Here is a 20,056-nt window from a genome sequence, read left to right on the forward strand (position 1 = left end):
GGCTCAGACCTTCTCGACTTCGGGTTTGCCGAGGAGCCCCTGCGGCATGAAGATGAGCGTGATGGCGAGGATCGAGAAGGCGGCCACGTCCTTGTAGTCGATCGTGAAATAGGCCGACCAGAAGACCTCGATCAAGCCGATCAGCAATCCGCCGACCACCGCGCCGGGCAGCGAGCCGATGCCGCCGAGCACGGCCGCCGTAAAGGCCTTCACGCCCGGGTTGAAGCCGTCCGAGAAGGACACGACGCCATAGTAGACCATGTACATCACGCCGGCGACCGCCGCGAGCGCGGCGCCCATCACGAAGGTGATCGAGATGGTGCGGTCGACGTCGATGCCGAGCAGCGAAGCCATCTTGCGGTCCTGCTCGCAGGCCCGCTGGGCGCGCCCGAGCGACGTCTTCTGGACGAGATACCAGAAGGCGGCGAGCAGGATCGCGGTGACCACCATGATCATGATCTGCTTGTAGGAGATCGCGACGTTGTAGGTCGGGCTCTCGACCAGGATGATCACGTCGTTCAGCATGCCGGGCACCGGCTTATTGCGCGGTCCCTGCGTCACCTGGACGAAGTTCGACAGGAAGATCGATACGCCGATCGCCGAGATCAGCGGAGCGAGGCGGAACGACCCGCGCAACGGCCGGTAGGCGACCCGCTCGATGGTCCAGTTCCAGAGCGAGGTCAGCACCATCGCCACGACCAGCATCAGCACGATCGCGATCACCACCGGAACGGACCCGACCAGGGCCCCGATCAGCAGGAACGTAATCATGGCGATGAAGGCCGACACCATGAACACGTCGCCGTGGGCGAAGTTCACCATGCCGATGATGCCGAAGACCATCGTGTAGCCGATGGCAATGAGCCCGTAGATCGAGCCCAGCGTGATCCCGTTGATCAACTGCTGAAGGAATACTTCCATGTAGCGACAGCCGCTCCCCGACTTGTCGTCCCGGCCATAGGCGCCGGCACGCGGTCACCGATTGCGCGGTCCCGGTGTTCCCGACACCGGACACGCAGCGCGGCACCTTCCCCCGGCGCCGTCGCTATTCTTTACACGCAGATCAGATGCCTCAATTTCGCCATGCTTACCAAGCCCCCCGCGGGGAAACAATTCCCTTCGTGATTTGCCCCCTACAAAAGTCGGTTCGTTCCTGATCCGACCCCCATTGGGATGAGACTCGCCGCCCGGTGCCCCCAATGCGCAGGTTTCATCCCGAAGGCCCCGTCGCCTCCATGACGCCGCGATGCGACGTCATGCCGTCCCGGAGCATGGCCGATCGGCGTCGTCGGACAAGCGCGTTTGATGAGCGGCGTTGCCTTCGTATGAGCTTCTTGGCCTCGACCGGGCGGCAAGGCACCGGGCTGCCGCGACGCTCCCTGTTCCGGATGCGACATCCCCCCAATTGAAGTGCCGGCAAATGGGCAGGATGGCGCGCGTGCGGCGCACAATCTTTGCGCGCTTTCAACGGGGCGGATCCGGCGTCGTTCCGTTTTCCGCGCCGCAACGGTTCGCAAAAACCCGCCGGCGGTCTACATGTGGGGCAGCGTCCGCGTCGGGCGCCGGAGCCTGCAATGACTTTTCCGATGGTTCGAATTGCCGCCGACGGCGAGCACGTCGACGGCAAGACCTTTCTCGATGCCATGAGCCGGATCGCCACCGCCGTCCATGTGGTGGCGACCGACGGTCCGGCCGGCCTCGGCGGGGCGACCATGACGGCGGTCGCCTCGGTCACGGACGCGCCGCCGACCCTGCTGATCTGTCTGAACCACGGCTCGACCGCCAATGCGCTGATCAAGGCGAACGGCGTCTTCTGCGTGTCCGTCCTGCCGGCCGAAGCGCGCGCCCTGGCCGAGATCTTCTCCGGCCGCACGGGGCTGCACGGCCGGGAGCGGTTCACGGCCGGCGTGTGGTCGCCTCTCGTCACCGGCGCCCCGGCCCTGGACGGCGCCCGCGTGGCGATCGACTGCCATGTCAGCGGGGTCAGCGAGGTCGGCACCCATTCGGTCATCTTCGGCGCGGTCGCGGCGGTCCGGACCGGGGCGGACGGTCCGGCACTCGCCTATCTCGATCGCGCCTTCGCCAGCCTCGCCTGATCGACCCCCTAGGCCGGCCCCGGCAGTCCATCCCTCGACGCGTCCCAGGCGTCGAGCGCGCGATCGACGAAGGCCTCCGTCGCGCCGAGATAGCCGGCCGGATCGAACGTCTCCGCCAGCGCCTCCGGTCCGAGATGCCGGACGACGGCCGGGTCCTCGGCCAGCGCATCCTCCAGATGCAGATCCTCGGCGACCGCGCGCGCCACGGCCCGCTCGATCAGCCGGCGTGCCTCGACCTTGCCGACGGCGGCCGCCAGGCGGGCGGTTGCCGCCTCGGCCATGACCAGGCCGCGCGTCGCCTCCAGATTGGCGCGCATCCGCGCCGGGTCGATCTCCAGTCCGTCCAACGCGCGGGCGAGATTGACCACCGCGCCATGGGCGGCGACGAACAGGCGCGGCAGGGTGCGCCATTCCGCATGCCAGTTGCCGGCGGCGCGCTCGAATTCCTGCACCATCCCGCCGATCAGCACCGGCACGCAGCCGATCGCCTCGGCCGCGGCGGCGCGGGCGGCGACCAGATGCACCGGGTTGCGCTTGTGCGGCATGGCCGAGGAACCGCCCTTGCCCGGACCGGTCGCCTCGAAGGCCTCGGCGACATCGGAGGACATCTCCTGAACGAGGTCGCCGGCGATCTTGCCGACCATGCCGGCGACCATGCCGAGCGCGCCGGCGATCTCGGCGATCCGGGTGCGGTCGGTGTGCCAGGGCAGGGCGGGCAGCGGCAGATCGAGTTCGGCGGCGAGCGCGACGGCGACCTCCAGGCCCTCGGACCCGAGCGCCGACAGGGTGCCGGCGGCGCCGCCGAACTGCAGCGCGAGCGCCTCGCCGCGCACCCGGACCAGCGCCGCCCGGGCGCGTGCCGCCATGGTCAGCCAACCCGCCACCTTGAGCCCGAAGGTCACCGGCACGGCGTGCTGCAGCAAGGTCCGGCCGATCTGAAGGGTGCCGCGGTGACGGTCGGCGAGGGCGGCGAGCGTCTCGGCGAGGGCGGTGGTGTCGCGGATGATCAGGTCGAGGCCTGCGCGCATCTGCAGCATCGTGCCGCTGTCGATGACATCCTGGCTGGTCGCGCCGAGATGGACATGATCGCGCGCCTCCGGACCGACGGCGGCCTGCAGGTGCTTGACCAGCGGGATGGCCGGGTTGCCGGCCAGCATGGTTTCGGCGGCGAGACGGCCGAGATCGTAGCGGTCCGGGTCGGCATGGCCGGCGATGGTCTCCGCCGCCATCTCCGGGACGAGGCCGATGGCGGCCTCGGCGCGCGCCAGCGCGACCTCGAAGGCCAGCATGGCGGCGAGCCGCGCCCGGTCGTCGAACACGGCCGCCATGGCGACCGCCCCGAACAGCGGATCAAGCAGGGCCTGCGGCCGGGCAGCTTCCGGCCCCCCGCTCTCCGCGCCCCCGCTCTCCGCGCCCCGGTTATCCGGCCCCCGGCTCGCCGGTCCCTCTGGCAGTCTGGTCATGATCGCCCCCCAAGCGGTCGGACGATAGACGAGGCGGAGCTTCGGTTTAAGGCCCGTCTCGTCAAAAGGGAGAAGGCCGGAACATTTGCCGGAGCCGGGACGGCGGGCTACTGAAGGAGGCAAGAACCGGCGGTTCCGGGTGGCACCATGCCGGCCGATCGGTCCAACTGCGAGGAACCGCGCCATGTCAGCCGTCCCCGTCGCCTTGCCCGCATCGATCGACGCCACGCTCGCCATGATTCGCGGTGCCGGCTATGTCGCAGATCGCGCCCTGGCGACCGTCCTCTATCTGTCGCTCAAGATGCAGCGGCCGCTGTTCCTCGAAGGCGAGGCCGGCGTCGGCAAGACCGAGATCGCCAAGGTGCTGGCCGCGACGCTCGGCCGCCGGCTGATTCGGCTGCAATGCTACGAGGGGCTGGACATCTCGACCGCCGTCTACGAATGGAACTATCCGGCCCAGATGGTCGAGATCCGGATGGCCGAGGCGTCCGGCGCCGTCGACCGGGCCGAACTCCAGGCCAATGTCTTCGCCGAGCGCTACCTGATCAAGCGTCCGATCCTGCAGGCGCTGGAGCCGGACGTGGCCGGCGCGCCGGTCTTCCTGATCGACGAACTCGACCGCGCCGACGAGGCCTTCGAGGCCTTCCTGCTCGAGGTGCTCGCCGACGCCCAGGTGACCATCCCCGAACTCGGCACCGTCAAGGCGCCGGTGCCGCCGATCGTGGTGATCACCACCAACCGCACCCGCGAGATCCACGACGCCCTGAAGCGGCGCTGCCTCTACCACTGGGTCGACTATCCCGACGCCGAGCGCGAGATGGAGATCGTCCGCACCCGGGTTCCGGGCGCCCCGGCCCGGCTCAGCGCCGAGGTGGTCGCCTTCGTGCAGAAACTGCGCCGGATGGAGCTCTTCAAGGCGCCCGGCGTCGCCGAGACCATCGACTGGGCGACCGCGCTGACCGAACTCGACCAGTTGGCACTCGATCCGACCATCGTCTCCGACACGCTCGGCGTGCTTCTCAAATACCAGGACGACATCGCCCGCATCCAGGGCTCCGAGGCGCGCCGGATCATCGACGAGGTCCGCCAGGAGGCGAGCCGGGGCGGGTGACGGCGGTCGCGGTGGGCAATGCCGAGTGGTATGATCTCACCCTATGGAGGTCGCGCGATGTCGGTGAACTGGAAGCCCGAATGGACCGCGCTGTCCGATCGCCTCGTTGGCGAGGGCATCTTTGACAATGCCGAGCAGGCGGCAGATGCGGCCTTCGCGCTGCTGGCCGACTATGCGGCCGAGAGAGCTTCGCTGAAGGCCATGGTCGATCGGGCGATCGCGGACGACCAATGGGTGACGCCGGAGGATCTCGATCGGGACATCGAAAGCCACTTCGCCAAGCGTGAGGCCCAAGGCGGCTGCCTGTGAGGCGGCTGGTCTATTCGGCCCTGGCGCGAACGGACGTGCTGCAGATCATCGATTTTCTCGCCGACCGATCGGGATCGCTGGCTCTCGCCCGGCATGAAATTGACGTGATCCCAATCGCACCCGAAGCCCGTCCCGGCGGGCGGGTGACGGCGGTCGCGGCGGGGCGGCCGGCGTGCTAGCCTGCGGCCGGCCGAGGGAGACTGGGCATGTCGATTCAGATCGACCCGAAATGGGAGTTGATCGCCGAGGAACTGGTCGATGCGGGCCGGTTTCCGGACGTGCAGGCCGTTTTCGACGCGGCCTTCTTGACTCTGCACCGCACGACCATCGGCGAAACGGACTTGCGCACCTTGGTCCGCGAGGCCGAAGCGGCCGGCGGGTTCGTGTCGGCCGCGGACCTGCTGGCGGAAAGCAAGACCTGGCTTGAGGATCTGGATGTCGAATAGGTGCGAGCGGTCGTCTTCACCCATCATGCCCGCAGCGACCTGCGCCGGATCATGCGCTTCATCGCCCGGCGCAGCCGCAGCAAGGCGTTGGCGGAGACCTTCATCGCTGCGGCCCTGGCCCGCTGCCATCGCATGGCTGTGCGTGCAACCGAGGTTGGACGACCGCGGCCCGATCTCGGGCCGGGCTATCGAAGCCTGCCGTTCGGTCGTTACTTGATCATTCACTGTTATGAACCCGATCGGCTCGTGATCGTGCGCATCCTCAGCGCCTATCTGAACGCCGATCCGAACGCGATCCGAGCCGCCGATGACGACCCCGATGACGCTTGACCCGTCTGCCCCTGCGATCCCCCCCGAAGCCCGTCCCGGTGGCCGGCTGGCCGAGAACATCGTCTATTTCGCGCGCACGCTCAGGGCGGCCGGGATGCCGGTCGGGCCGGCGTCGGTGGTCGACGCGATCCGGGCGGTCGAGGCGGCCGGGATCGGCACGCGCGAGGATTTCTACTGGACCCTGCATGCGGTCTTCGTGACCCGGCGCGAGCAGCGGGTGATCTTCGACGAGGCCTTCCGCATCTTCTGGCGCAACCGCGGGCTGGTCGAGAAGATGCTCGCCATGCTGTCGCCCGTCGCGCTGCCGTCGCAGCCGCCCGCACTACCCAAGGCGGCGGCGAGCCGGGTCGCTGCCGCCATGCAGTCGGAGCGCGAGCCCGACAAGGTCGTCGAGCAGCCGCAGATCGAGGTCGACGCCCGCTTCACGGTCTCCGACCGCGAGATCCTGCAGCGCAAGGACTTCGCGCAGATGAGCGCCCGGGAGATCGACGCGGCGCGCGAGGCGCTGAAGCGGCTGGTCCTGCCGCTCGACACGGTCGCCACCCGCCGGCTGGTCGGCGCGCCGCGCGGGCGCCTGATCGACCCGCGCCGGACGCTCCGCGCCTCGCTCCGGACCGGCGGCGGCATGATCGCGCTGCGCTACCGGCGGCCGAAGGAGGTTCACCCGCCGATCGTGGCGCTGCTCGACATCTCCGGCTCGATGAGCCAGTACAGCCGCATCTTCCTGCACTTCCTGCATGCGCTGGCCGAAAAGCGCCGGCGCATCTCGATCTTCCTGTTCGGGACCCGGCTCACCAACGTCACCCGGCAATTGCGCATGAAGGACCCCGACGAGGCGCTGGCGGCCGCCTCCGCCTCGGTCGCCGACTGGTCCGGCGGCACCCGGATCGCCACCGCGCTCGGCGACTTCAACCGGCTCTGGTCGCGCCGGGTCATGTCCGGCGGTCCGATCGTGCTCCTGATCACCGACGGGCTGGAGCGCGACACCGACGAGGATCTCGGCCGTGAGACCGAACGGCTGTCGAAATCGGCCCGGCGTCTGGTTTGGCTCAATCCGCTGCTGCGCTTCGACGGCTTCGAGGCCCGCGCGCGCGGCATCCGCCAGATGCTGCCGCATGTCGACGAGTTCCGCGCCGTGCACAATCTCGACTCGATCGGCGAACTCTGCCGCTCGATCGCCGGCGAGAGCCGAGGCCTGGCGCCGTCCGATCCGCGTCGCTGGCTCGCTGCCGGCCGCAGTCCAGAGCCAAGCCGAGCCGCCGCGCAGGACTTCTACGGCAGCGATCGCGGCCGCGGCCTTTGATCCGGCGCATTGGCCGTCCTTCGGACACATGCGAAGCTTATCAGCCGATGCCGCTCGGCGTCGGCAGGGCCGTCGCGAGTCGGTTGCAACTGTGAGGGCACGATGAACCGCTTCGTCTTGGGCACGGCCGCCATCGCATTCCTGGCCGGCACGGTCTTGTCCACCGTCGCGCCGGCCCAGGAGCGGGAGGCGCGGGGACGCGAGATCGCGGAGGCGGCCTGCGCGCCGTGCCATGCGATCACCAAGCAGGGGGCGAGCCCGGTTCCGGCCGCGCCGGCCTTCCGGACGCTCGGGCAGAAGTACCCGGTCGAGGATCTGGAGGAGGCGCTCGCCGAAGGCATCCTGGTCGGCCATCCGGCCATGCCGCAGGTGCGCATGTCGCCACAGGATGTCGGCGCCTTTCTGGCCTGGCTGAAGACCATCCAGGTCGCCAAGTGAGGTTTGTCCCGGCTGCGGCCCCGGCGACGGCTCCGCCGCGCATGCCGTGACCGGGCCGGCCCCCGGCCGCGTCCTCCGCGGGCTTACGTCACCGTGAAGGTCCCGATCATGCCGGCATCGGCATGTTCGAGGATCTGGCAATGGTAGAGATAGGGCGCGTCGCGTCCGGCCGGCTTGGTGAAGGTCACCAAGAGCGAGGTGGAATTCTCCACCAGAACGGTATCCTTGACGCCCCGGTTCCAGATCTTCGGGATGCCGCCGTCCTCGGACAGGACGCGGAATTGCGCGCCCTGGAGATGGAACGGATAGGACATTTCCGGCGCGACGATGTCCCAGATCTCGGTCGTGCCGAGCGCGACCTCCTCGTCGATCCGGGTCGGATCGTAGGTCTTGCCGTTGATCGCCATCACCGGCATCTCCTCCGGCGCGGCCTCCGAGCCGGCGGTGGCGCTATGGGCCGAGGAGGCGGAGAGCGCGACCGCGCCGCCGAGCTGCAGCACGAAGCGCCGGCGCCGCACGGCGCTCGCCGGGTCGGCCACGGGTGCGGGGGCGAGCTTCGCCGGGAACTTGGCGCTCGGCTTGCCGTCGCGCTCGGTGTGGAAGGCGCAGATGCGGAACGGGGCGGTGAGCACGTCCGCCACCTTCACGGTGCGGGTGCCGGCGCGCAGTTCGTGGTCGTCCGGCGTCGACATCAGCGCCGTGCCGCCATCGGCGAAATCGACCAGGATCTCGATGCGCTCGCCGGGTGCGATGCCGACCGTATCGGCATCGACCGGGGTCGGCAGGAAGCCGCCATCGGTGGCAATCAGCTTGAACGCGCGCTCGTCGGCGAAGTAGATCCGATAGACCCGGGCCGACGAGCCGTTGACGATGCGCAGGCGCACCAGCCGCTGCGGCACCGCCGCGACGGCGTCGAGCGTGCCGTTGACCAGGATGCGCCGCCCCCGGAAGCCGTGCTCGACCACATCGGCGGTGCGGGCATAGACCGGGTTGCCGGCGTCGTCGAATTCGCGGTCCTGGATCAGCAGCGGAATGTCGTCGACGCCCCAGTCCGACGGCAGGCCGAGGCTCGCGGTGGCCGGATCCTCGACCAGGGCGAGGCCGGCGAGCCCGGCGGTCAGGTCGATCGCCTGCCAGCCGGGCATCTGGGCGTGGTACCAGAGCGTCGCCGCGTTCTGGTCGACGGTCATGCGGATATCGGCGCTCGCCCCCGGCTCGAGCACCGGCAGGGGGCCGCCGCCCGCCGCGCCTGGCGCGATCAGCCCGTGCCAGTGCACGTTGGTGGCCCGATCGAGCTCGTTGACGAGACGCAGGACCGGCGCCGTGCCGCGCACGAATTTGAAGGCCGGCCCGAGATAGCCGCCATTGTAGCCGGTCACCGGCACAGGCTTCTCGGGCATGAAGGTGGCTTCGCCGCGTTTGACGGTCAGCGTGTAGGTTTCGCCGTCCTTCAGCGTGACCAGTTCGGGGATGCGCAGCGTCTGGCCGGCCGGCTTCTTCGGCGGTTCGGGTGCCGTCGCGGACTTCTCGGCCTTGCCGCCGCGGCCGCGCCGGGAGCGTGACGGCGAAGACCGGCGCCCCTGGCTGCGCCGCCGCGAGGCCGCCAGCGCCTCTTCGGCGGCCAGAAGCCCCAAGGCGGTGGTACCGAGCAGAAAGAAGCGGCGAGTCAGGTCCATCGCGTTCCCTTGTGATCCGGACGCCCGATGGCGCCGCACGGAAGCACTCTGCGTGGATATGACCGCAAGGTCGTTGCGGTCAATCCTTTGCTGCGGACATGACGGGTCCGGTGAACCCCGCTTGAACGCTGCGGTCAGGCGGCATCCAGCCTGCGCCGGCTACCCGAATGTCAGAAACGACTTCGGGATCGGACCGCCATGAAGCCCATCTTCGCGACCCTGCTTTTCGCCACCATGACGGTCGCCGCCGTCGTCTCGATCGGACAGGCCCGCACCGACGGCAGGACGGCGCTGCGGCCGGCCGCGACGCTGGCCGACGCCGCGCCATGATCCCCGGCCCGTTCCGTTTCTCGTCGCGAAACACGATTGCCGCAGCGCGAAATGAAGCCGAAACGCAGGGCCATCATGGTGGCGCCACTCAACTCACGGGAGAATCTTCGATGAACAAGTCCATCGCCGCCCTCGGCATCGCCGCCGTTCTGTTTGCCGCCGTCGGCCTGTCCGAGGCCCGCCAGATGCTGCCGCAGTCGGTCGCCAAGGGGCCGTCCGGGGCGGAACTCTATCGCGCCAACCAGGCCTTTTCGGTGAAGCTCGGCTCCAAGCATGCCGTCGGCTACTTCGCGGCCGAGCGCGGCGCCTGCGCGCTGACCGTGATGCTGGCCGAAAACGTCGATCCCGACAGCCAGGACCGCATGTCGTCGGCCGCGCGTATCCGCACGATGCTCGCCCCGCAGGACAAGACCGAGGTCGAAAGCGAGGAGGCTTTCGCGACCATCACCTGCGGCGCCACCGCCGAGACCGTCGCGGTGTCGATGCACACCAAGGGTCCGGGCCGCCAGTCGGGGCTGTGATCGCCGGGGCAGGGACCGGCGCGCCGGCGACCGCCCGATCCTACTCGATCGGGCAGGCGTAGATGGCACTGACCCGGGTCGCGTAACGCGCGTTCGGGTAGCCGTCGAAGAAGCCGGTCGCCAGCACGGTTTGGCTGTCGCCGGGCATCACCAGACCGGTGGCGATCATGACGGTATCGCGCAGATCCATCGTCTGCGCGACGATCTCGACCTCCCGGATGACCTTGCCGGGCAGGGGATTCCTCACATCCCAGGTGAAGGCGTTGGACTGGACCACATAGGACGGGCTGGCGCCGCGGATCGCGCGGAATTCCTCTCGGCTGACCGGTTCGGGCCGGCATTGCGCGATGCGGGACGCAGTCCCGTTGGCGGCGAGCGTCTCGCGCTGCGCCGCCTCGCAGGTGTCCCGGCAGCCCCGCATGCGATAGCGGATCTGATCGTCGGTCATGTCCGAGGACGTGACCTGGGCGGAAACGCATTGCCGGAAGCAGGTCTCGGCCTGCGCCGGACGGCTTGCGGCGATCACGGCCGCCAGCGCCAACAGGCACGCGGCCAGGGGGGCGGCGCCGGTCGTTCGGATGCCGGCGGCCCGATGATGACCCGGGCGGTCTGATCTCATCGTCACGGGCGCTCCTCCCTCTCGTCTGCTGGACTCTCGTCTCTGAAGGATACGCCCCGGCGGCGGCTTCGGATGCAGCGGTCGGGACGAGAAGCGGTCGACGCCGCCCGATTCCCGCCCGTCGATGCTGCGGCCAACCGTTCGCCCGGTCAGGAAGCCGGGAGATAGCGCCGCAACACCGCCGCCATCGCGGCGGCCTCGGTCTTGTGCGGCACCAGGGTGCGGAACTGGCCGTCCGGCCCCATCAGGTAGGTCAGCGAGCCGTGATCGACGATATAGGCCTTCGGCCCGCCAGCTGCCGGGCGGACCTTGCGCCGGTGCACCTTGTAGGCCCGGGCGACGGCGGCGATCTCGGGTTCGCTGCCGGTCAGTCCGATCAGGCGCGGATGGAAATTCGCCACATAGGCGGCCATCACCGGCACGGTGTCGCGGGCCGGATCGACGGTGACGAACAGCGGCTGGACGATGTTGGCGGCCGGACCGAGTTCCTTCAGCGCCGCCTCGATCACCGCCAGATCGAGCGGGCAGAGGTCCTCGCAGGTGGTATAGCCGAAATAGACCAGCATGAACCTGCCGCGGAAATCCGTGTCCGACAGTCGGCGGCCGTCATGGGCGGTCAGCGTGAACGGGCCGCCGAAGCGCCCGGCCAGCGGATCGGCACCCGGTGCCGGCGCGGTGCCCGGTGACGGACCGGTGCCCGCCGCATGGAGGTCGGGGCCGTGCGCCCGGGCGATCGATCCGCCCATAGGTCCGGCGACCGACCCGGCGAGAAGCGCGAGCCCTCCGCCGAGCAGGGCGCGCCGGCTGGGTGCGAGCCGGGTCACGGCTTCGGCTCCAGGCCGCGAATGCCGAAGACGCCGTCGGCCGCGATGGCCGCCTTCACCTTCGGGTCCGCACGGAACCACTCCTCGGCCTTGCCGTTCTGGCGGGCCCAGTCCGCCAGGAACCGGTCGGCCTTGACGAAAGCGGCCTTCGGGTCGGTCCGCAGCGCCTGGACCATCAGAAGCGTGGCGGCCGGGTTGGCGATCAGCAGGCCGTCGACTTCGACGGTCCGGCCGCAATAGGGGGCGAGATCGACGGTCGCGCCGGCGAAGTCGGCATTCGCCTTCACGGCCGGGTGCAGCTTGCCGGCGCCGGTCAGGAGGCCGAGCTGGCGCCGGCCGCCGCCGCAATCGGGCGGGCAATCCTTGGCGTCCGCCGCTTTGGGGTCGGAGCCGATGCGCAGCGCGCACAGGAGATCGACCACCTTGCCGGTGAGCTTGACCTCCCTCTCGTGCTCGATGCCCCAGGCCTCGGCGGCCCGGGCGCCGTGCGGCGCGGCGAGGATCGCGAGGCCGGCGAGGGCTGCGATGGCATAGCGGGTTCTGGTCTCAGTCTGGATCATGGCGCTCAGTTCCCGAACGGCTGCACGCCGTATTCTTCGTGGGTCAGATTGATCACGCCCTTGTCGTCGGCGACCTTGGTCACGAGCAGGTATTTGACCCCGTCGCGCTCGACCAGTTCGCCGTCGACCGTGACCTCGTGGCTCTGGATGGTGACCAGCCGTGGCGTGGCGACGTTGGTCTCGTCCTCCTCGATGCGCAGCACGAGATAGAAATTCCCGGCCGCATCCTTGATCGAGACCGGGATGCCGCCGATCGCGCACCAGACCGCGCATTGGTGATGTGCGGTGCCGTAGGCGAACATGATGCCGGTCACCGCGCACCAGGTATCGACCACCTCGCCGGTCACCTGCACGCGCCGGCCCGCGGCCGCTTCGGCCGGTCCCGTACCGGCGCCTGCCAACCCGGCGGCCGCCAGCCCCGCCACCAGGGCGAGACCCGCAAAGGCCTTCGCCGGGCGCGCGCCCCAGCCGATCTTCCGTCGTCCGTCCTTCGCCATCGTCACGGCTCCCCGCTGCACTCGGTCATCACTACGCAGCGGAAGCGCCGCCGGTTACAGGTGACCGGCGCGCGCAGGCTGATAGTCTCGGCCGATGGCGAGGCGACCGGGGACGCGATGCAGACGGTTCTGATCTATGCGGCCGCGGCCCTGGCGGAGATCGGCGGCTGCTTCGCGGTCTGGGCGTGGCTGCGTTCGGGATGGTCGCCGCTCTGGCTGCTGCCGGGTGCGGTCGCGCTGGCGGTCTTCGCGCTGCTGCTCGCCCGCTCGGAGGCCGAATTCGCCGGCCGGGCCTATGCGGCCTATGGCGGCGTCTACATCGCCGCGGCCTTGCTGTGGGGTTTCGCCGTCGAAGGCCGGGCGCCGGACCGGATCGATCTCGCCGGTGCCGCGTTGTGCCTCGTCGGCGCGGCGCTCATCCTGTGGGGACCGCGTCCGGCCTGATCCGGCGCTCATAAATCCGGCATGGGGTAACCGCATCGGGTCGGCCGGCGTATTGTGCTGTCGGAACCACGTCCTCACCGGAAACCCGATGAACCAACCATCCCGCGATCTCTCTGCGACGGCCCGGACCGTCACCGGCGCCGATCTTCTGGCCCGCCGGCTTGCCGCGGCCGGCATCCGCACCGCCTTCGGCATTCCGGGCGGCGAGGTGCTGGCGCTCGTCGATGCCCTGGAGCGCGCCGGCATCCGCTTCGTGCTCGCCCGCCACGAGAATGCGGCCGGCTTCATGGCCGAGGCGCAGTGGCATGCGACCGGCGCGCCCGGACTGCTGGTCGCGACGCTGGGCCCCGGCATCGCCAATGCCGTGAATGTGATCGCCAACGCCCTGCAGGACCGGGTGCCGCTGATCGCCATCGCCGGCTCGATCGCCGAGGGTGAGGCGGAGACCTACACCCATCAGGTCATGGACCATCGCGCGCTGTTCGCGAGCGTGACCAAGGCGACCTTCCGCGCCGCGTCCGGCACCGAGGATCTGGTCGCCGACAAGGCGATCGCGAAGGCCCTGCGCGGCCGGCCCGGGCCGGTCTATATCGACCTGCCGGTCGCGGTCGCCGAGGCGGTCGCGGCGGAACGGCCTGTCGTCGTCAACCCGGTCCCGGCGCCCGGCATCCCGGCCGATCTGGAGCGGGCGCGCACGCTCGTCGCCGCCGCCCGCCGCCCGCTGGTGCTGGCCGGGCTCGACATGATCTCGCCGGCCGGTGCCGCCGCGCTCGACCGGTTCCTGACCGCCACCAGCGCACCGCTGCTGACCACCTACAAGGCCAAGGGCCTGGTGCCGGAGGGCGATCCGCGCGTCGTCGGCGCGGTCGGCCTGTCGCCGATCGCCGACCGCATCGTGCGTCCGCTGCTCGATGCCGCCGACCTGATCGTGCTGGCCGGCTACGACCCGATCGAGATGCGCGCCGGCTGGCGCGATCCGTTCGGCGCCGTGCCGGTGATCGACATCGTCGCCGAGGCCCTGCCGCACGGCATGCACCGGGCGGACGTGGTGATCGAGGGCGATGTCGCCGGCATTCTCGAACGCCTGACGCCGGCTCTGCCGGTTGCCGCCTGGCCGGGCGGCGAGCCTGCGGCTGTGCGTGGCGAATTGCACGCGGCCTTCCGGCCGAAGGGCGACTGGGGACCGGGCGTGGTGTTCGAGACGCTGCGCGCGGTCGCCCCGGCCGATGTGGTCGCGACCGCCGATTCCGGCGCCCACCGCATCCTGCTCAGCCAGGCCTGGTCCTGCCCGGCGCCGCGCAGCCTGATCCAGTCGACCGGATTCTGCACCATGGGCTGCGCGGTTCCGCTCGCCGCCGGGCTCGCCTTCGCGAGCGGCCGGGCGACGCTCGCCTTCGTCGGCGATGCCGGCCTGGAGATGGGCCTCGGCGAATTGGCGACGCTGCGCGATCTCGCGCTGCCGGTTGTCGTGGTCGTTCTGGCAGACGACAGCCTGTCGCTGATCGAGATGAAGCAGCGGCGGTCGGGCCTCGCCAATGCGGGCGTCGATTTCGGCCGCAGCGATCTCGCCATGGCGGCGCGCGCGCTCGGCGGCCACGGCGTCGAGGTCGCCGATCGCGAGACGCTGGACCGGGAGGCGCGCGCCGCCTTCGCGCGGCCGGGCTTCACCGTGATCGTCGCCCGGATCGACCGACGCGCCTATGACGGAGCCTTCTGAGATGAGCGCTCCCCCGGCCAAGCGCGTGCGCGACCCGCGGCTCGATCTGTTCCGCGGCCTGACCATGTTCATCATCTTCGTCGCCCATGTGCCGGAGAATGGCTGGAACGACTGGATTCCGGCCCGCTTCGGCTTTTCCTCGGGCAGCGAACTGTTCGTGTTCTGCTCGGGCGCGGCGAGCGCGATCGCCTTCGGCTCGATCTTCGTCCGGCGCGGCTGGTGGCTCGGCACGGCGCGCATCCTGCACCGCATGTGGCAGGTCTACTGGGCCCATATCGGGCTCCTGTTCGTGCTCGCCGCGCTCGCCGCCGGTGCCGATCGGCTCTGGCCGGGCCAGGACTGGTTCGAGGATCAGTTCGGCTATTTTATCGAGGCGCCGGCGCGGGCGATGCTCGGCGTGATCACGCTGACCTGGCAGCCGGACTATCTCGACATCCTACCCATGTATATCGTCGTGCTGGCGCTGATCCCGGTCATGATGGGCCTGCGCCGGCTGCATCCGCTGGCGCCCTTCGGGCTCTCCGCCGGGCTCTATCTGGCGGTCAAGCTCCAGGGCATCAACCTGCCGGGCGATCCGGAGGCGGAGACCGGGTGGTTCTTCAATCCCTTCGCCTGGCAGCTCGTGTTCTTCTCCGGCTTCGCCCTGATGAGCGGCTGGGTGCGCACGCCGCCGCTCGGCGACCGCCGGCTGATGACTGCCGGGATCCTGTTCCTGATCGCCTGCGTGCCGCTCAGCTTCTGGGGCTTCACCGACAACGTCGCGGCGCTCCACGATCTGCGCGAGCGGCTGCTCGGCGCCGACGAGAAGCAGAATCTCGCCTTGTTGCGCTGGGTGCACTTCATCGTGCTGCTCTATGTCGTGCTGTCGGCGATCGAGCCCTATCGGGACCGGCTGGCGACCGGGATCGGTGCGGTGCTGGTCGCGGTCGGCCAGCAGTCGCTGGCGACCTTCCTGGCAAGCCTGGTCTTTGCCCGCATCGCCTGGGTGCTGCTCGACATGATCGGTCACGGCGCGCTGGCGACGGCCCTCGTCAACCTCGCCGCCTTCGCCGGCATCGTGGCGGTGGCGCGGCTGGTCGCCTGGGTCAAGTCCGCGCCCTGGGCCGCTCCGGCCCGCGGTCCGGCCGCGATGCCGGCCGGATCGACGCAACTCCCGGCCGCCCCGGCCGAACCGGCCCCGACCCGGAACAATGCGCCGACCTCACGGGTTCGTGCAGTCTAGGCGGTAACCGGACCCGGGGTCGCCGCGTAGTCAGACAGGAGCCTTCCCCCTGACTTCGGAGCCTGCCATGACCGCCGACCGCCTTGGAAACCCCATCACCCTCGCCGATCCGGTCGCGCTCGCCGCCTGGGACCGGACCATCGAGAATGTCCTCTCCCATGCCGCGGCGACGCCGGCGAGCCTGGCGGAGACGCTCGACCGGGCGCCGGATTTCGCGCTCGGTCAGGCCGCACGCGGCATCATGCTGATGACGCTGGCCCGCGGCGAACTGCGACCGGCCGCCGCCGCGGCCCTGGCCGCCGCCCGGGCCTCGATGGCGGAGCGTCCGGTCACCGCTCGCGAGGCGGCCTATGCGGACGCCCTGGCGGCCTGGCTGGACGGCCGCCCGGGCGTGGCCGCGAGCCGGCTGGAAGGCGTCCTGATCGCCCATCCGCATGACGCTCTGGCCCTCAAGCTCGCACACGGCATCCGCTTCATGATGGGCGATCGCGACGGCATGCTGGCCGCCATCGAGGCGCGCGCCGGCGCCTTCACGGCCGAGACGCCGCTCGCCGGCTATGTCATGGGCTGCCGCGCCTTCGCGCTCGAGGAGCACGGCCGCTTCGCCGAAGCCGAGCGGCACGGCCGGCAGGCGGTCGCTCTCGCCCCCCGCGACGCCTGGGGCCGGCATGCGGTCGCCCATGTCATGGAAATGACCGGACGGGTCGGGGAGGGGATCGAGTTCCTGTCGCGCTCCACCGCCGCCTGGGCTCACTGCAACAATTTCGGCACCCATATGGTCTGGCATCTGGCGCTGATGCATCTGGAGGCCGGTGCGGTCGACAAGGTGCTGGCGCTCTACGATACCGGCATCCGCGCCGAGCGCACGGACGACTACCGCGACATCGCCAATGCCGCCTCGCTGCTCGCCCGCCTGGAACTCGACGGCGTCGATGTCGGCGACCGCTGGGAGGAGGTCGGTGCGATCGCGGCCCGCCGGGTCGAGGACCGGCAGCTGGTCTTCGCCGACCTGCACTACCTGCTCGCCCTGCTACGCTCCGGCCGGCGCGATGCGGCGGGCAGGCTGGCGCGCGCGGTCGGTGGGGGCGATGCCGGCGAATATGACGGCGCGGTGGCGCGCCTGATCGGCGTGCCGGCGGCCCGCGGGCTGATCGCCTGGCAGGACGGCGATCCGGCCGAGGCCGCGCGACTGCTCAATGCCGCCCATGACGACATGGTGCTGGTCGGCGGCAGCAATGCGCAGCGCGACATCTTCGAGCAGATCCGCATCGAGTGTCTGGTCGCGGCCGGTCGCCTCGACGAGGCCGCCACCGCGGCCGAGCGGCGCATGACTGCCCGGGGCTCGCAGAACCGCGTCGCGCGCCGTATCCTGGAGGCCTGCCGCCGCGGACCGGTCGCGGTGATCGCCGCCGCGGCGCTCGCCGGGCACCGGGTGCCCGCCCATCACTGAAAGGGCCGCATGGTCCCGCTTCGTCTCGCCCGCGCGGTGCTTCTGGCCACCGTGATGGCCCTCGTCGGCGGGAGCCCGGCCGGTGCGGGGCCGTCTGCCGCTGGGCCGTCCGCCGCCGCGAATGCAGCGGATGCGGCCTGTCCGGACGAGGGCTGTCGCGTCGATGGCGGGCGGTATCGCGCCGTCGTCCCGCCGGCCTGGAACGGCCGCGACCCGCTTCCCGTCGCGGTCTGGTTCCACGGCTACCGGCAGGATCCCGGCGAGGTGATCGGCGACCGGCCGTTGGTCACGCCCTTCGCGCGCCGCGGGGTCCTGCTGGTCGTCCCGGAAGGGGCCGAGGGCAGCTGGAACTTCCGCGCCCGTCCGGAGGGACGCGACGAGCCGGCCTTCGTGGGGCGGGTCCTCGACGATGTCCGCCGGCGCTGGCCGGTCGACGACGGCCATGTCGCCGCCTTCGGCTTCTCGATCGGCGCCACCATGGTCTGGACCCTGGCCTGCCGGCGCCAGCCGGTCTTCACGGCCCATGTCGCCTTCTCAGGCACGCTCTGGCCGCCCTATCCGGAGCATTGCGCGGCCGGGCGGACCGACCTGCTGCACATCCATGGCACGACCGACACGGTCTTTCCGCTGGCCGGCCGGGAATTGCGCAACGGCCTGCGCCAAGGCAATTCCGACATGATGCTCGATTTCCTGCGCGCGGAGAAATCCTGCCGGGCGGCGGCACCGCTGCCGGCCGCCACATTGCCGGCAGGCCTCGCCTGCCGCTCCGACGACTGTGCGGGCGGCGGCACCATCGTCTCCTGTCGTCATGGCGGCGGGCATTGGGTCGAGCCGGGCTGGGTCGACATGGCGCTCGGCTGGATGCTGGCGCGCTGACCCGGCCCGAACCGCGTTCCTCGGCGCGCCGGCCATGCCAACCGCGGACCCGGCCCGCGCTACGATCCCAGCCGTTCGAAGGCCGCCCGCTCCAACACCCAGAGGGTGTCGCTCTCCAGCGCGCGGAAGCCGAGGCGGCGATAGAAGCGCATGGCGTCGACATTCTGCGCGGCGACTTCGAGCTTCATGAAGCCGAGCCCGAGGGCGGGGGCGGCGCGGGCCGCCTCGGCCAGGAGCTTCTCGCCGAGGCGCGCGCCGCGATAGCTGCCGTCGACCCACAGATCGCAGACATAGAGCCCGGCCGCATCGCGCCAGGTCGACAGCGTGCGCACGCCGATCAGGATGCCGGCGAGCCGGTCGCCGGCATCCGCCACCCAGAGATGGACATGCGGATGCGGCCCGAAGGCCTCCGCCTTCAGCGTCGCGCCGCTGATCCGCGGCACGGTCGGCGAGGCGGTGTCGGCGGCGAGACGGCGCACCGAATCGGCGATCGCGTCGCAATCCTCGGGGCGGGCCGGGCGGATGATGGGGTGCGTGGTCATGCGCCGAGGCCTCCGAGCAGGGCTGCGAGATTGGTACCGAGCGACGGGGACGGGTAGCCGCCCTCCTGGATGACGCAGGCCGGCAGGCCGAGCGCGCCGATCGCCCGGCCGATCGCCTCGAAGCCGGCCGTCGTCACCGCGAAGCCCTGGAACGGGTCTTCCGCCGAGGCGTCGAGCCCGGCCGCCACGACCAGCGCGGTCGGCTCATGGCGGCGGACGCGGTCGAGGGCCGTCGCCAGGGCGGCGAGATAGTCGGCATCGCCGGTGCCGCGGGCGAGCGGCAGATTGAGGTTGAAGCCCTCGCCGGTGCCGCGCCCGGTCTCGTGCGCATAGCCCCAGAAGAAGGGATAGAAGCGGGCCGGATCGGCATGGATCGAGACGGTCAGCACGTCGGCGCGGTCGTAGAAGATCGCCTGCGTGCCGTTGCCGTGATGGACATCGACATCGAGGATCGCGACGCGGTGACCGGCGCGGACCAGCGTCTCGGCCGCGAGCGCGGAATTGTTCAGATAGCAGAAGCCGGCCGCGACATCGGCGGCGGCGTGATGGCCGGGCGGCCGGGCGAGCGCATAGACCAGCCGTTCGCCGCCGACGACGAGGCGCGCCGCCTCGAGGGCGCTGGCGGCGGCCCCCAGCATCGCGTCCAGCGTTCCCGGCAGGATCGGCGCGGACCCGTCGCCGATATGGTAGCCGACCTGGCCGATCACGCTGTCCGGATAGCTCGGCTCGGGCAGCGTCGCGCGGCCGAGGGCATGGATGTTGGGCACCGGCCAGGCGCTGCCGCCGCCGACCCGCGCCCAGCGCTCGACGACCGTCGCCAGGAAGGCGAGATAGCGCTCGGTATGGACGATCCCGGCGGCAGAGAGTTCGATCGGCGGCGGGGCGACTGGCGCGACGCCGAGCCGGCCGAGCCCGTCGAGCAGCATGTCGATCCGCTCCGGCCGCTCAGGGCTCGGCTGCAGGCGTCCGGCGACGACGAAGCCGGGCGGTTCGTGGCGGCGGCTGGCGGCATCGAAAAGCGTGATCATCGACCCGGACTCCGGTTGGTGAGGGAGGGCTGCTGCCGGCGCGGCCGGTGGTCCCGGGACGGCCGTTGCGATCCGATGGGGCGTGACCTTAGTGCATTTCCGGTCCGCGAGGCATCGCGGAGATGACCGGAAGACCCGCGCAAACAAGGGGTTTCGGACGCGTCCCGGCATACCCTCGGCCTCTTGCCGTCCGCCCGCGCCGGGCGCAGCCTTGGCCCCGATCGTCGTGATTCAGGCGCCGGCCGCGATCCGGA

The 20,056-nt window shown here is 70.6% G+C and carries 23 protein-coding genes; 14 read left to right on the top strand and 9 right to left on the bottom strand.

All coding sequences use genetic code 11. From position 1 onward, the window contains the following. Positions 1 to 3 precede the first annotated feature (3 nt). Positions 4 to 921, bottom strand: coding sequence for a branched-chain amino acid ABC transporter permease (locus ABB55_RS26655; protein ID WP_054361542.1), 918 nt, complete (start codon positions 919 to 921; stop codon positions 4 to 6). A gap of 653 nt (positions 922 to 1,574) precedes the next feature. Between ABB55_RS26655 and ABB55_RS26660 the strand changes: the two genes are divergently transcribed. Continuing rightward, positions 1,575 to 2,096, top strand: a complete 522-nt coding sequence (locus tag ABB55_RS26660; protein ID WP_244472130.1) for a flavin reductase — start codon at positions 1,575 to 1,577, stop codon at positions 2,094 to 2,096. A gap of 8 nt (positions 2,097 to 2,104) precedes the next feature. Here ABB55_RS26660 and pcaB read toward each other — a convergent pair whose 3' ends face one another. Further along, positions 2,105 to 3,559 carry a 3-carboxy-cis,cis-muconate cycloisomerase gene (pcaB, locus tag ABB55_RS26665; protein WP_083463979.1) on the bottom strand — a complete coding sequence of 485 codons (1,455 nt, stop codon included), beginning with the start codon at positions 3,557 to 3,559 and terminating at the stop codon, positions 2,105 to 2,107. 184 nt (positions 3,560 to 3,743) lie between these two features. On the opposite strand from pcaB, the gene ABB55_RS26670 reads away from it, so the two are divergent. The 6 genes from ABB55_RS26670 (at position 3,744) to ABB55_RS26695 (ending at position 7,496) form a co-directional block, all read left to right on the top strand. After that, on the top strand, positions 3,744 to 4,670 hold the full coding sequence (locus tag ABB55_RS26670) for an AAA family ATPase (RefSeq protein ID WP_054361544.1): 927 nt from the start codon (positions 3,744 to 3,746) through the stop codon (positions 4,668 to 4,670). 57 nt (positions 4,671 to 4,727) lie between these two features. Beyond that, positions 4,728 to 4,979, top strand: coding sequence for a hypothetical protein (locus tag ABB55_RS26675; protein ID WP_054361545.1), 252 nt, complete (start codon positions 4,728 to 4,730; stop codon positions 4,977 to 4,979). Positions 4,980 to 5,185: 206 nt separating this feature from the next. Further along, positions 5,186 to 5,425, top strand: coding sequence for a hypothetical protein (locus ABB55_RS26680; protein WP_054361546.1), 240 nt, complete (start codon positions 5,186 to 5,188; stop codon positions 5,423 to 5,425). Further along, the gene (locus ABB55_RS26685; protein ID WP_054361547.1) at positions 5,426 to 5,755 is read left to right on the top strand and encodes a type II toxin-antitoxin system RelE/ParE family toxin; all 330 of its coding nucleotides are present in this window, start codon (positions 5,426 to 5,428) and stop codon (positions 5,753 to 5,755) included. Next, the gene (locus tag ABB55_RS26690; protein WP_420848239.1) at positions 5,733 to 7,058 is read left to right on the top strand and encodes a vWA domain-containing protein; all 1,326 of its coding nucleotides are present in this window, start codon (positions 5,733 to 5,735) and stop codon (positions 7,056 to 7,058) included. Before ABB55_RS26685 ends, ABB55_RS26690 begins: the two co-directional genes overlap by 23 nt. 102 nt (positions 7,059 to 7,160) lie before the next feature. Beyond that, positions 7,161 to 7,496, top strand: coding sequence for a c-type cytochrome (locus ABB55_RS26695; protein WP_054361548.1), 336 nt, complete (start codon positions 7,161 to 7,163; stop codon positions 7,494 to 7,496). A gap of 83 nt (positions 7,497 to 7,579) precedes the next feature. Here the strand turns inward: ABB55_RS26695 and ABB55_RS26700 are convergent, their stop codons facing one another. Further along, entirely contained in the window at positions 7,580 to 9,172 is a 1,593-nt protein-coding gene (locus ABB55_RS26700; protein ID WP_054361549.1) for a multicopper oxidase family protein, read from the bottom strand. 198 nt (positions 9,173 to 9,370) lie between these two features. On the opposite strand from ABB55_RS26700, the gene ABB55_RS31175 reads away from it, so the two are divergent. Next, positions 9,371 to 9,502 carry a hypothetical protein gene (locus ABB55_RS31175; protein ID WP_262711577.1) on the top strand — a complete coding sequence of 44 codons (132 nt, stop codon included), beginning with the start codon at positions 9,371 to 9,373 and terminating at the stop codon, positions 9,500 to 9,502. A gap of 110 nt (positions 9,503 to 9,612) precedes the next feature. After that, the gene (locus ABB55_RS26705) at positions 9,613 to 10,023 is read left to right on the top strand and encodes a hypothetical protein (protein WP_054361550.1); all 411 of its coding nucleotides are present in this window, start codon (positions 9,613 to 9,615) and stop codon (positions 10,021 to 10,023) included. 40 nt (positions 10,024 to 10,063) lie between these two features. On the opposite strand, the gene ABB55_RS26710 is transcribed toward ABB55_RS26705, so the two are convergent. The 4 genes from ABB55_RS26710 to ABB55_RS26725 form a co-directional block, all read right to left on the bottom strand. Then, entirely contained in the window at positions 10,064 to 10,648 is a 585-nt protein-coding gene (locus ABB55_RS26710; protein ID WP_152982202.1) for a hypothetical protein, read from the bottom strand. A 143-nt stretch (positions 10,649 to 10,791) separates the two neighbouring features. Next, positions 10,792 to 11,466, bottom strand: a complete 675-nt coding sequence (locus ABB55_RS26715; protein WP_152982203.1) for an SCO family protein — start codon at positions 11,464 to 11,466, stop codon at positions 10,792 to 10,794. Further along, entirely contained in the window at positions 11,463 to 12,026 is a 564-nt protein-coding gene (locus ABB55_RS26720) for a hypothetical protein (RefSeq protein ID WP_054361553.1), read from the bottom strand. The genes ABB55_RS26715 and ABB55_RS26720 overlap by 4 nt, the downstream gene beginning before the upstream one ends. A gap of 5 nt (positions 12,027 to 12,031) precedes the next feature. Then, complete coding sequence (locus ABB55_RS26725) at positions 12,032 to 12,523, bottom strand: hypothetical protein (protein ID WP_083463980.1); 492 nt, start codon at positions 12,521 to 12,523, stop codon at positions 12,032 to 12,034. Positions 12,524 to 12,640: 117 nt separating this feature from the next. Between ABB55_RS26725 and ABB55_RS26730 the strand changes: the two genes are divergently transcribed. The 5 genes from ABB55_RS26730 (at position 12,641) to ABB55_RS26750 (ending at position 18,232) form a co-directional block, all read left to right on the top strand. Further along, a complete protein-coding gene (locus tag ABB55_RS26730; RefSeq protein WP_054362318.1) occupies positions 12,641 to 12,967 on the top strand; it encodes a YnfA family protein in 327 nt (108 codons plus the stop codon). 88 nt (positions 12,968 to 13,055) lie between these two features. Then, a complete protein-coding gene (locus ABB55_RS26735; protein ID WP_054361554.1) occupies positions 13,056 to 14,684 on the top strand; it encodes a thiamine pyrophosphate-binding protein in 1,629 nt (542 codons plus the stop codon). 1 nt (position 14,685) lies between these two features. Further along, positions 14,686 to 15,906, top strand: a complete 1,221-nt coding sequence (locus tag ABB55_RS26740; RefSeq protein ID WP_054361555.1) for an OpgC family protein — start codon at positions 14,686 to 14,688, stop codon at positions 15,904 to 15,906. A gap of 67 nt (positions 15,907 to 15,973) precedes the next feature. Then, positions 15,974 to 17,356, top strand: coding sequence for a tetratricopeptide repeat protein (locus tag ABB55_RS26745; RefSeq protein ID WP_083463982.1), 1,383 nt, complete (start codon positions 15,974 to 15,976; stop codon positions 17,354 to 17,356). A gap of 9 nt (positions 17,357 to 17,365) precedes the next feature. After that, complete coding sequence (locus tag ABB55_RS26750) at positions 17,366 to 18,232, top strand: CE1 family esterase (RefSeq protein WP_054361556.1); 867 nt, start codon at positions 17,366 to 17,368, stop codon at positions 18,230 to 18,232. Positions 18,233 to 18,291: 59 nt separating this feature from the next. Here ABB55_RS26750 and ABB55_RS26755 read toward each other — a convergent pair whose 3' ends face one another. Next, entirely contained in the window at positions 18,292 to 18,774 is a 483-nt protein-coding gene (locus ABB55_RS26755; protein WP_054361557.1) for a GNAT family N-acetyltransferase, read from the bottom strand. Further along, the gene (locus tag ABB55_RS26760; RefSeq protein ID WP_054361558.1) at positions 18,771 to 19,802 is read right to left on the bottom strand and encodes a histone deacetylase family protein; all 1,032 of its coding nucleotides are present in this window, start codon (positions 19,800 to 19,802) and stop codon (positions 18,771 to 18,773) included. The genes ABB55_RS26755 and ABB55_RS26760 overlap by 4 nt, the downstream gene beginning before the upstream one ends. Between the last annotated feature and the right edge of the window lie 254 nt (positions 19,803 to 20,056).

This window comes from Prosthecodimorpha hirschii, assembly GCF_001305515.1.
Classification (GTDB): Bacteria; Pseudomonadota; Alphaproteobacteria; order Rhizobiales; family Ancalomicrobiaceae; genus Prosthecodimorpha; species Prosthecodimorpha hirschii.

Excerpts from the sequence above, each read along its gene's own strand:
- ABB55_RS26725 (WP_083463980.1), bottom strand. The coding sequence starts at position 12,523 with ATGGCGAAGGACGGACGACGGAAGATCGGCTGGGGCGCGCGCCCGGCG.
- ABB55_RS26705 (WP_054361550.1), top strand. The coding sequence starts at position 9,613 with ATGAACAAGTCCATCGCCGCCCTCGGCATCGCCGCCGTTCTGTTTGCC.
- ABB55_RS26735 (WP_054361554.1), top strand. The coding sequence starts at position 13,056 with ATGAACCAACCATCCCGCGATCTCTCTGCGACGGCCCGGACCGTCACC.
- ABB55_RS26680 (WP_054361546.1), top strand. The coding sequence starts at position 5,186 with ATGTCGATTCAGATCGACCCGAAATGGGAGTTGATCGCCGAGGAACTG.
- ABB55_RS26695 (WP_054361548.1), top strand. The coding sequence starts at position 7,161 with ATGAACCGCTTCGTCTTGGGCACGGCCGCCATCGCATTCCTGGCCGGC.
- ABB55_RS26760 (WP_054361558.1), bottom strand. The coding sequence starts at position 19,802 with ATGATCACGCTTTTCGATGCCGCCAGCCGCCGCCACGAACCGCCCGGC.
- ABB55_RS26745 (WP_083463982.1), top strand. The coding sequence starts at position 15,974 with ATGACCGCCGACCGCCTTGGAAACCCCATCACCCTCGCCGATCCGGTC.
- ABB55_RS26720 (WP_054361553.1), bottom strand. The coding sequence starts at position 12,026 with ATGATCCAGACTGAGACCAGAACCCGCTATGCCATCGCAGCCCTCGCC.
- ABB55_RS26690 (WP_420848239.1), top strand. The coding sequence starts at position 5,733 with ATGACGACCCCGATGACGCTTGACCCGTCTGCCCCTGCGATCCCCCCC.
- ABB55_RS26755 (WP_054361557.1), bottom strand. The coding sequence starts at position 18,774 with ATGACCACGCACCCCATCATCCGCCCGGCCCGCCCCGAGGATTGCGAC.
- ABB55_RS26740 (WP_054361555.1), top strand. The coding sequence starts at position 14,686 with ATGAGCGCTCCCCCGGCCAAGCGCGTGCGCGACCCGCGGCTCGATCTG.
- pcaB (WP_083463979.1), bottom strand. The coding sequence starts at position 3,559 with ATGACCAGACTGCCAGAGGGACCGGCGAGCCGGGGGCCGGATAACCGG.
- ABB55_RS31175 (WP_262711577.1), top strand. The coding sequence starts at position 9,371 with ATGAAGCCCATCTTCGCGACCCTGCTTTTCGCCACCATGACGGTCGCC.
- ABB55_RS26730 (WP_054362318.1), top strand. The coding sequence starts at position 12,641 with ATGCAGACGGTTCTGATCTATGCGGCCGCGGCCCTGGCGGAGATCGGC.
- ABB55_RS26670 (WP_054361544.1), top strand. The coding sequence starts at position 3,744 with ATGTCAGCCGTCCCCGTCGCCTTGCCCGCATCGATCGACGCCACGCTC.
- ABB55_RS26700 (WP_054361549.1), bottom strand. The coding sequence starts at position 9,172 with ATGGACCTGACTCGCCGCTTCTTTCTGCTCGGTACCACCGCCTTGGGG.
- ABB55_RS26675 (WP_054361545.1), top strand. The coding sequence starts at position 4,728 with ATGTCGGTGAACTGGAAGCCCGAATGGACCGCGCTGTCCGATCGCCTC.
- ABB55_RS26655 (WP_054361542.1), bottom strand. The coding sequence starts at position 921 with ATGGAAGTATTCCTTCAGCAGTTGATCAACGGGATCACGCTGGGCTCG.
- ABB55_RS26660 (WP_244472130.1), top strand. The coding sequence starts at position 1,575 with ATGACTTTTCCGATGGTTCGAATTGCCGCCGACGGCGAGCACGTCGAC.
- ABB55_RS26750 (WP_054361556.1), top strand. The coding sequence starts at position 17,366 with ATGGTCCCGCTTCGTCTCGCCCGCGCGGTGCTTCTGGCCACCGTGATG.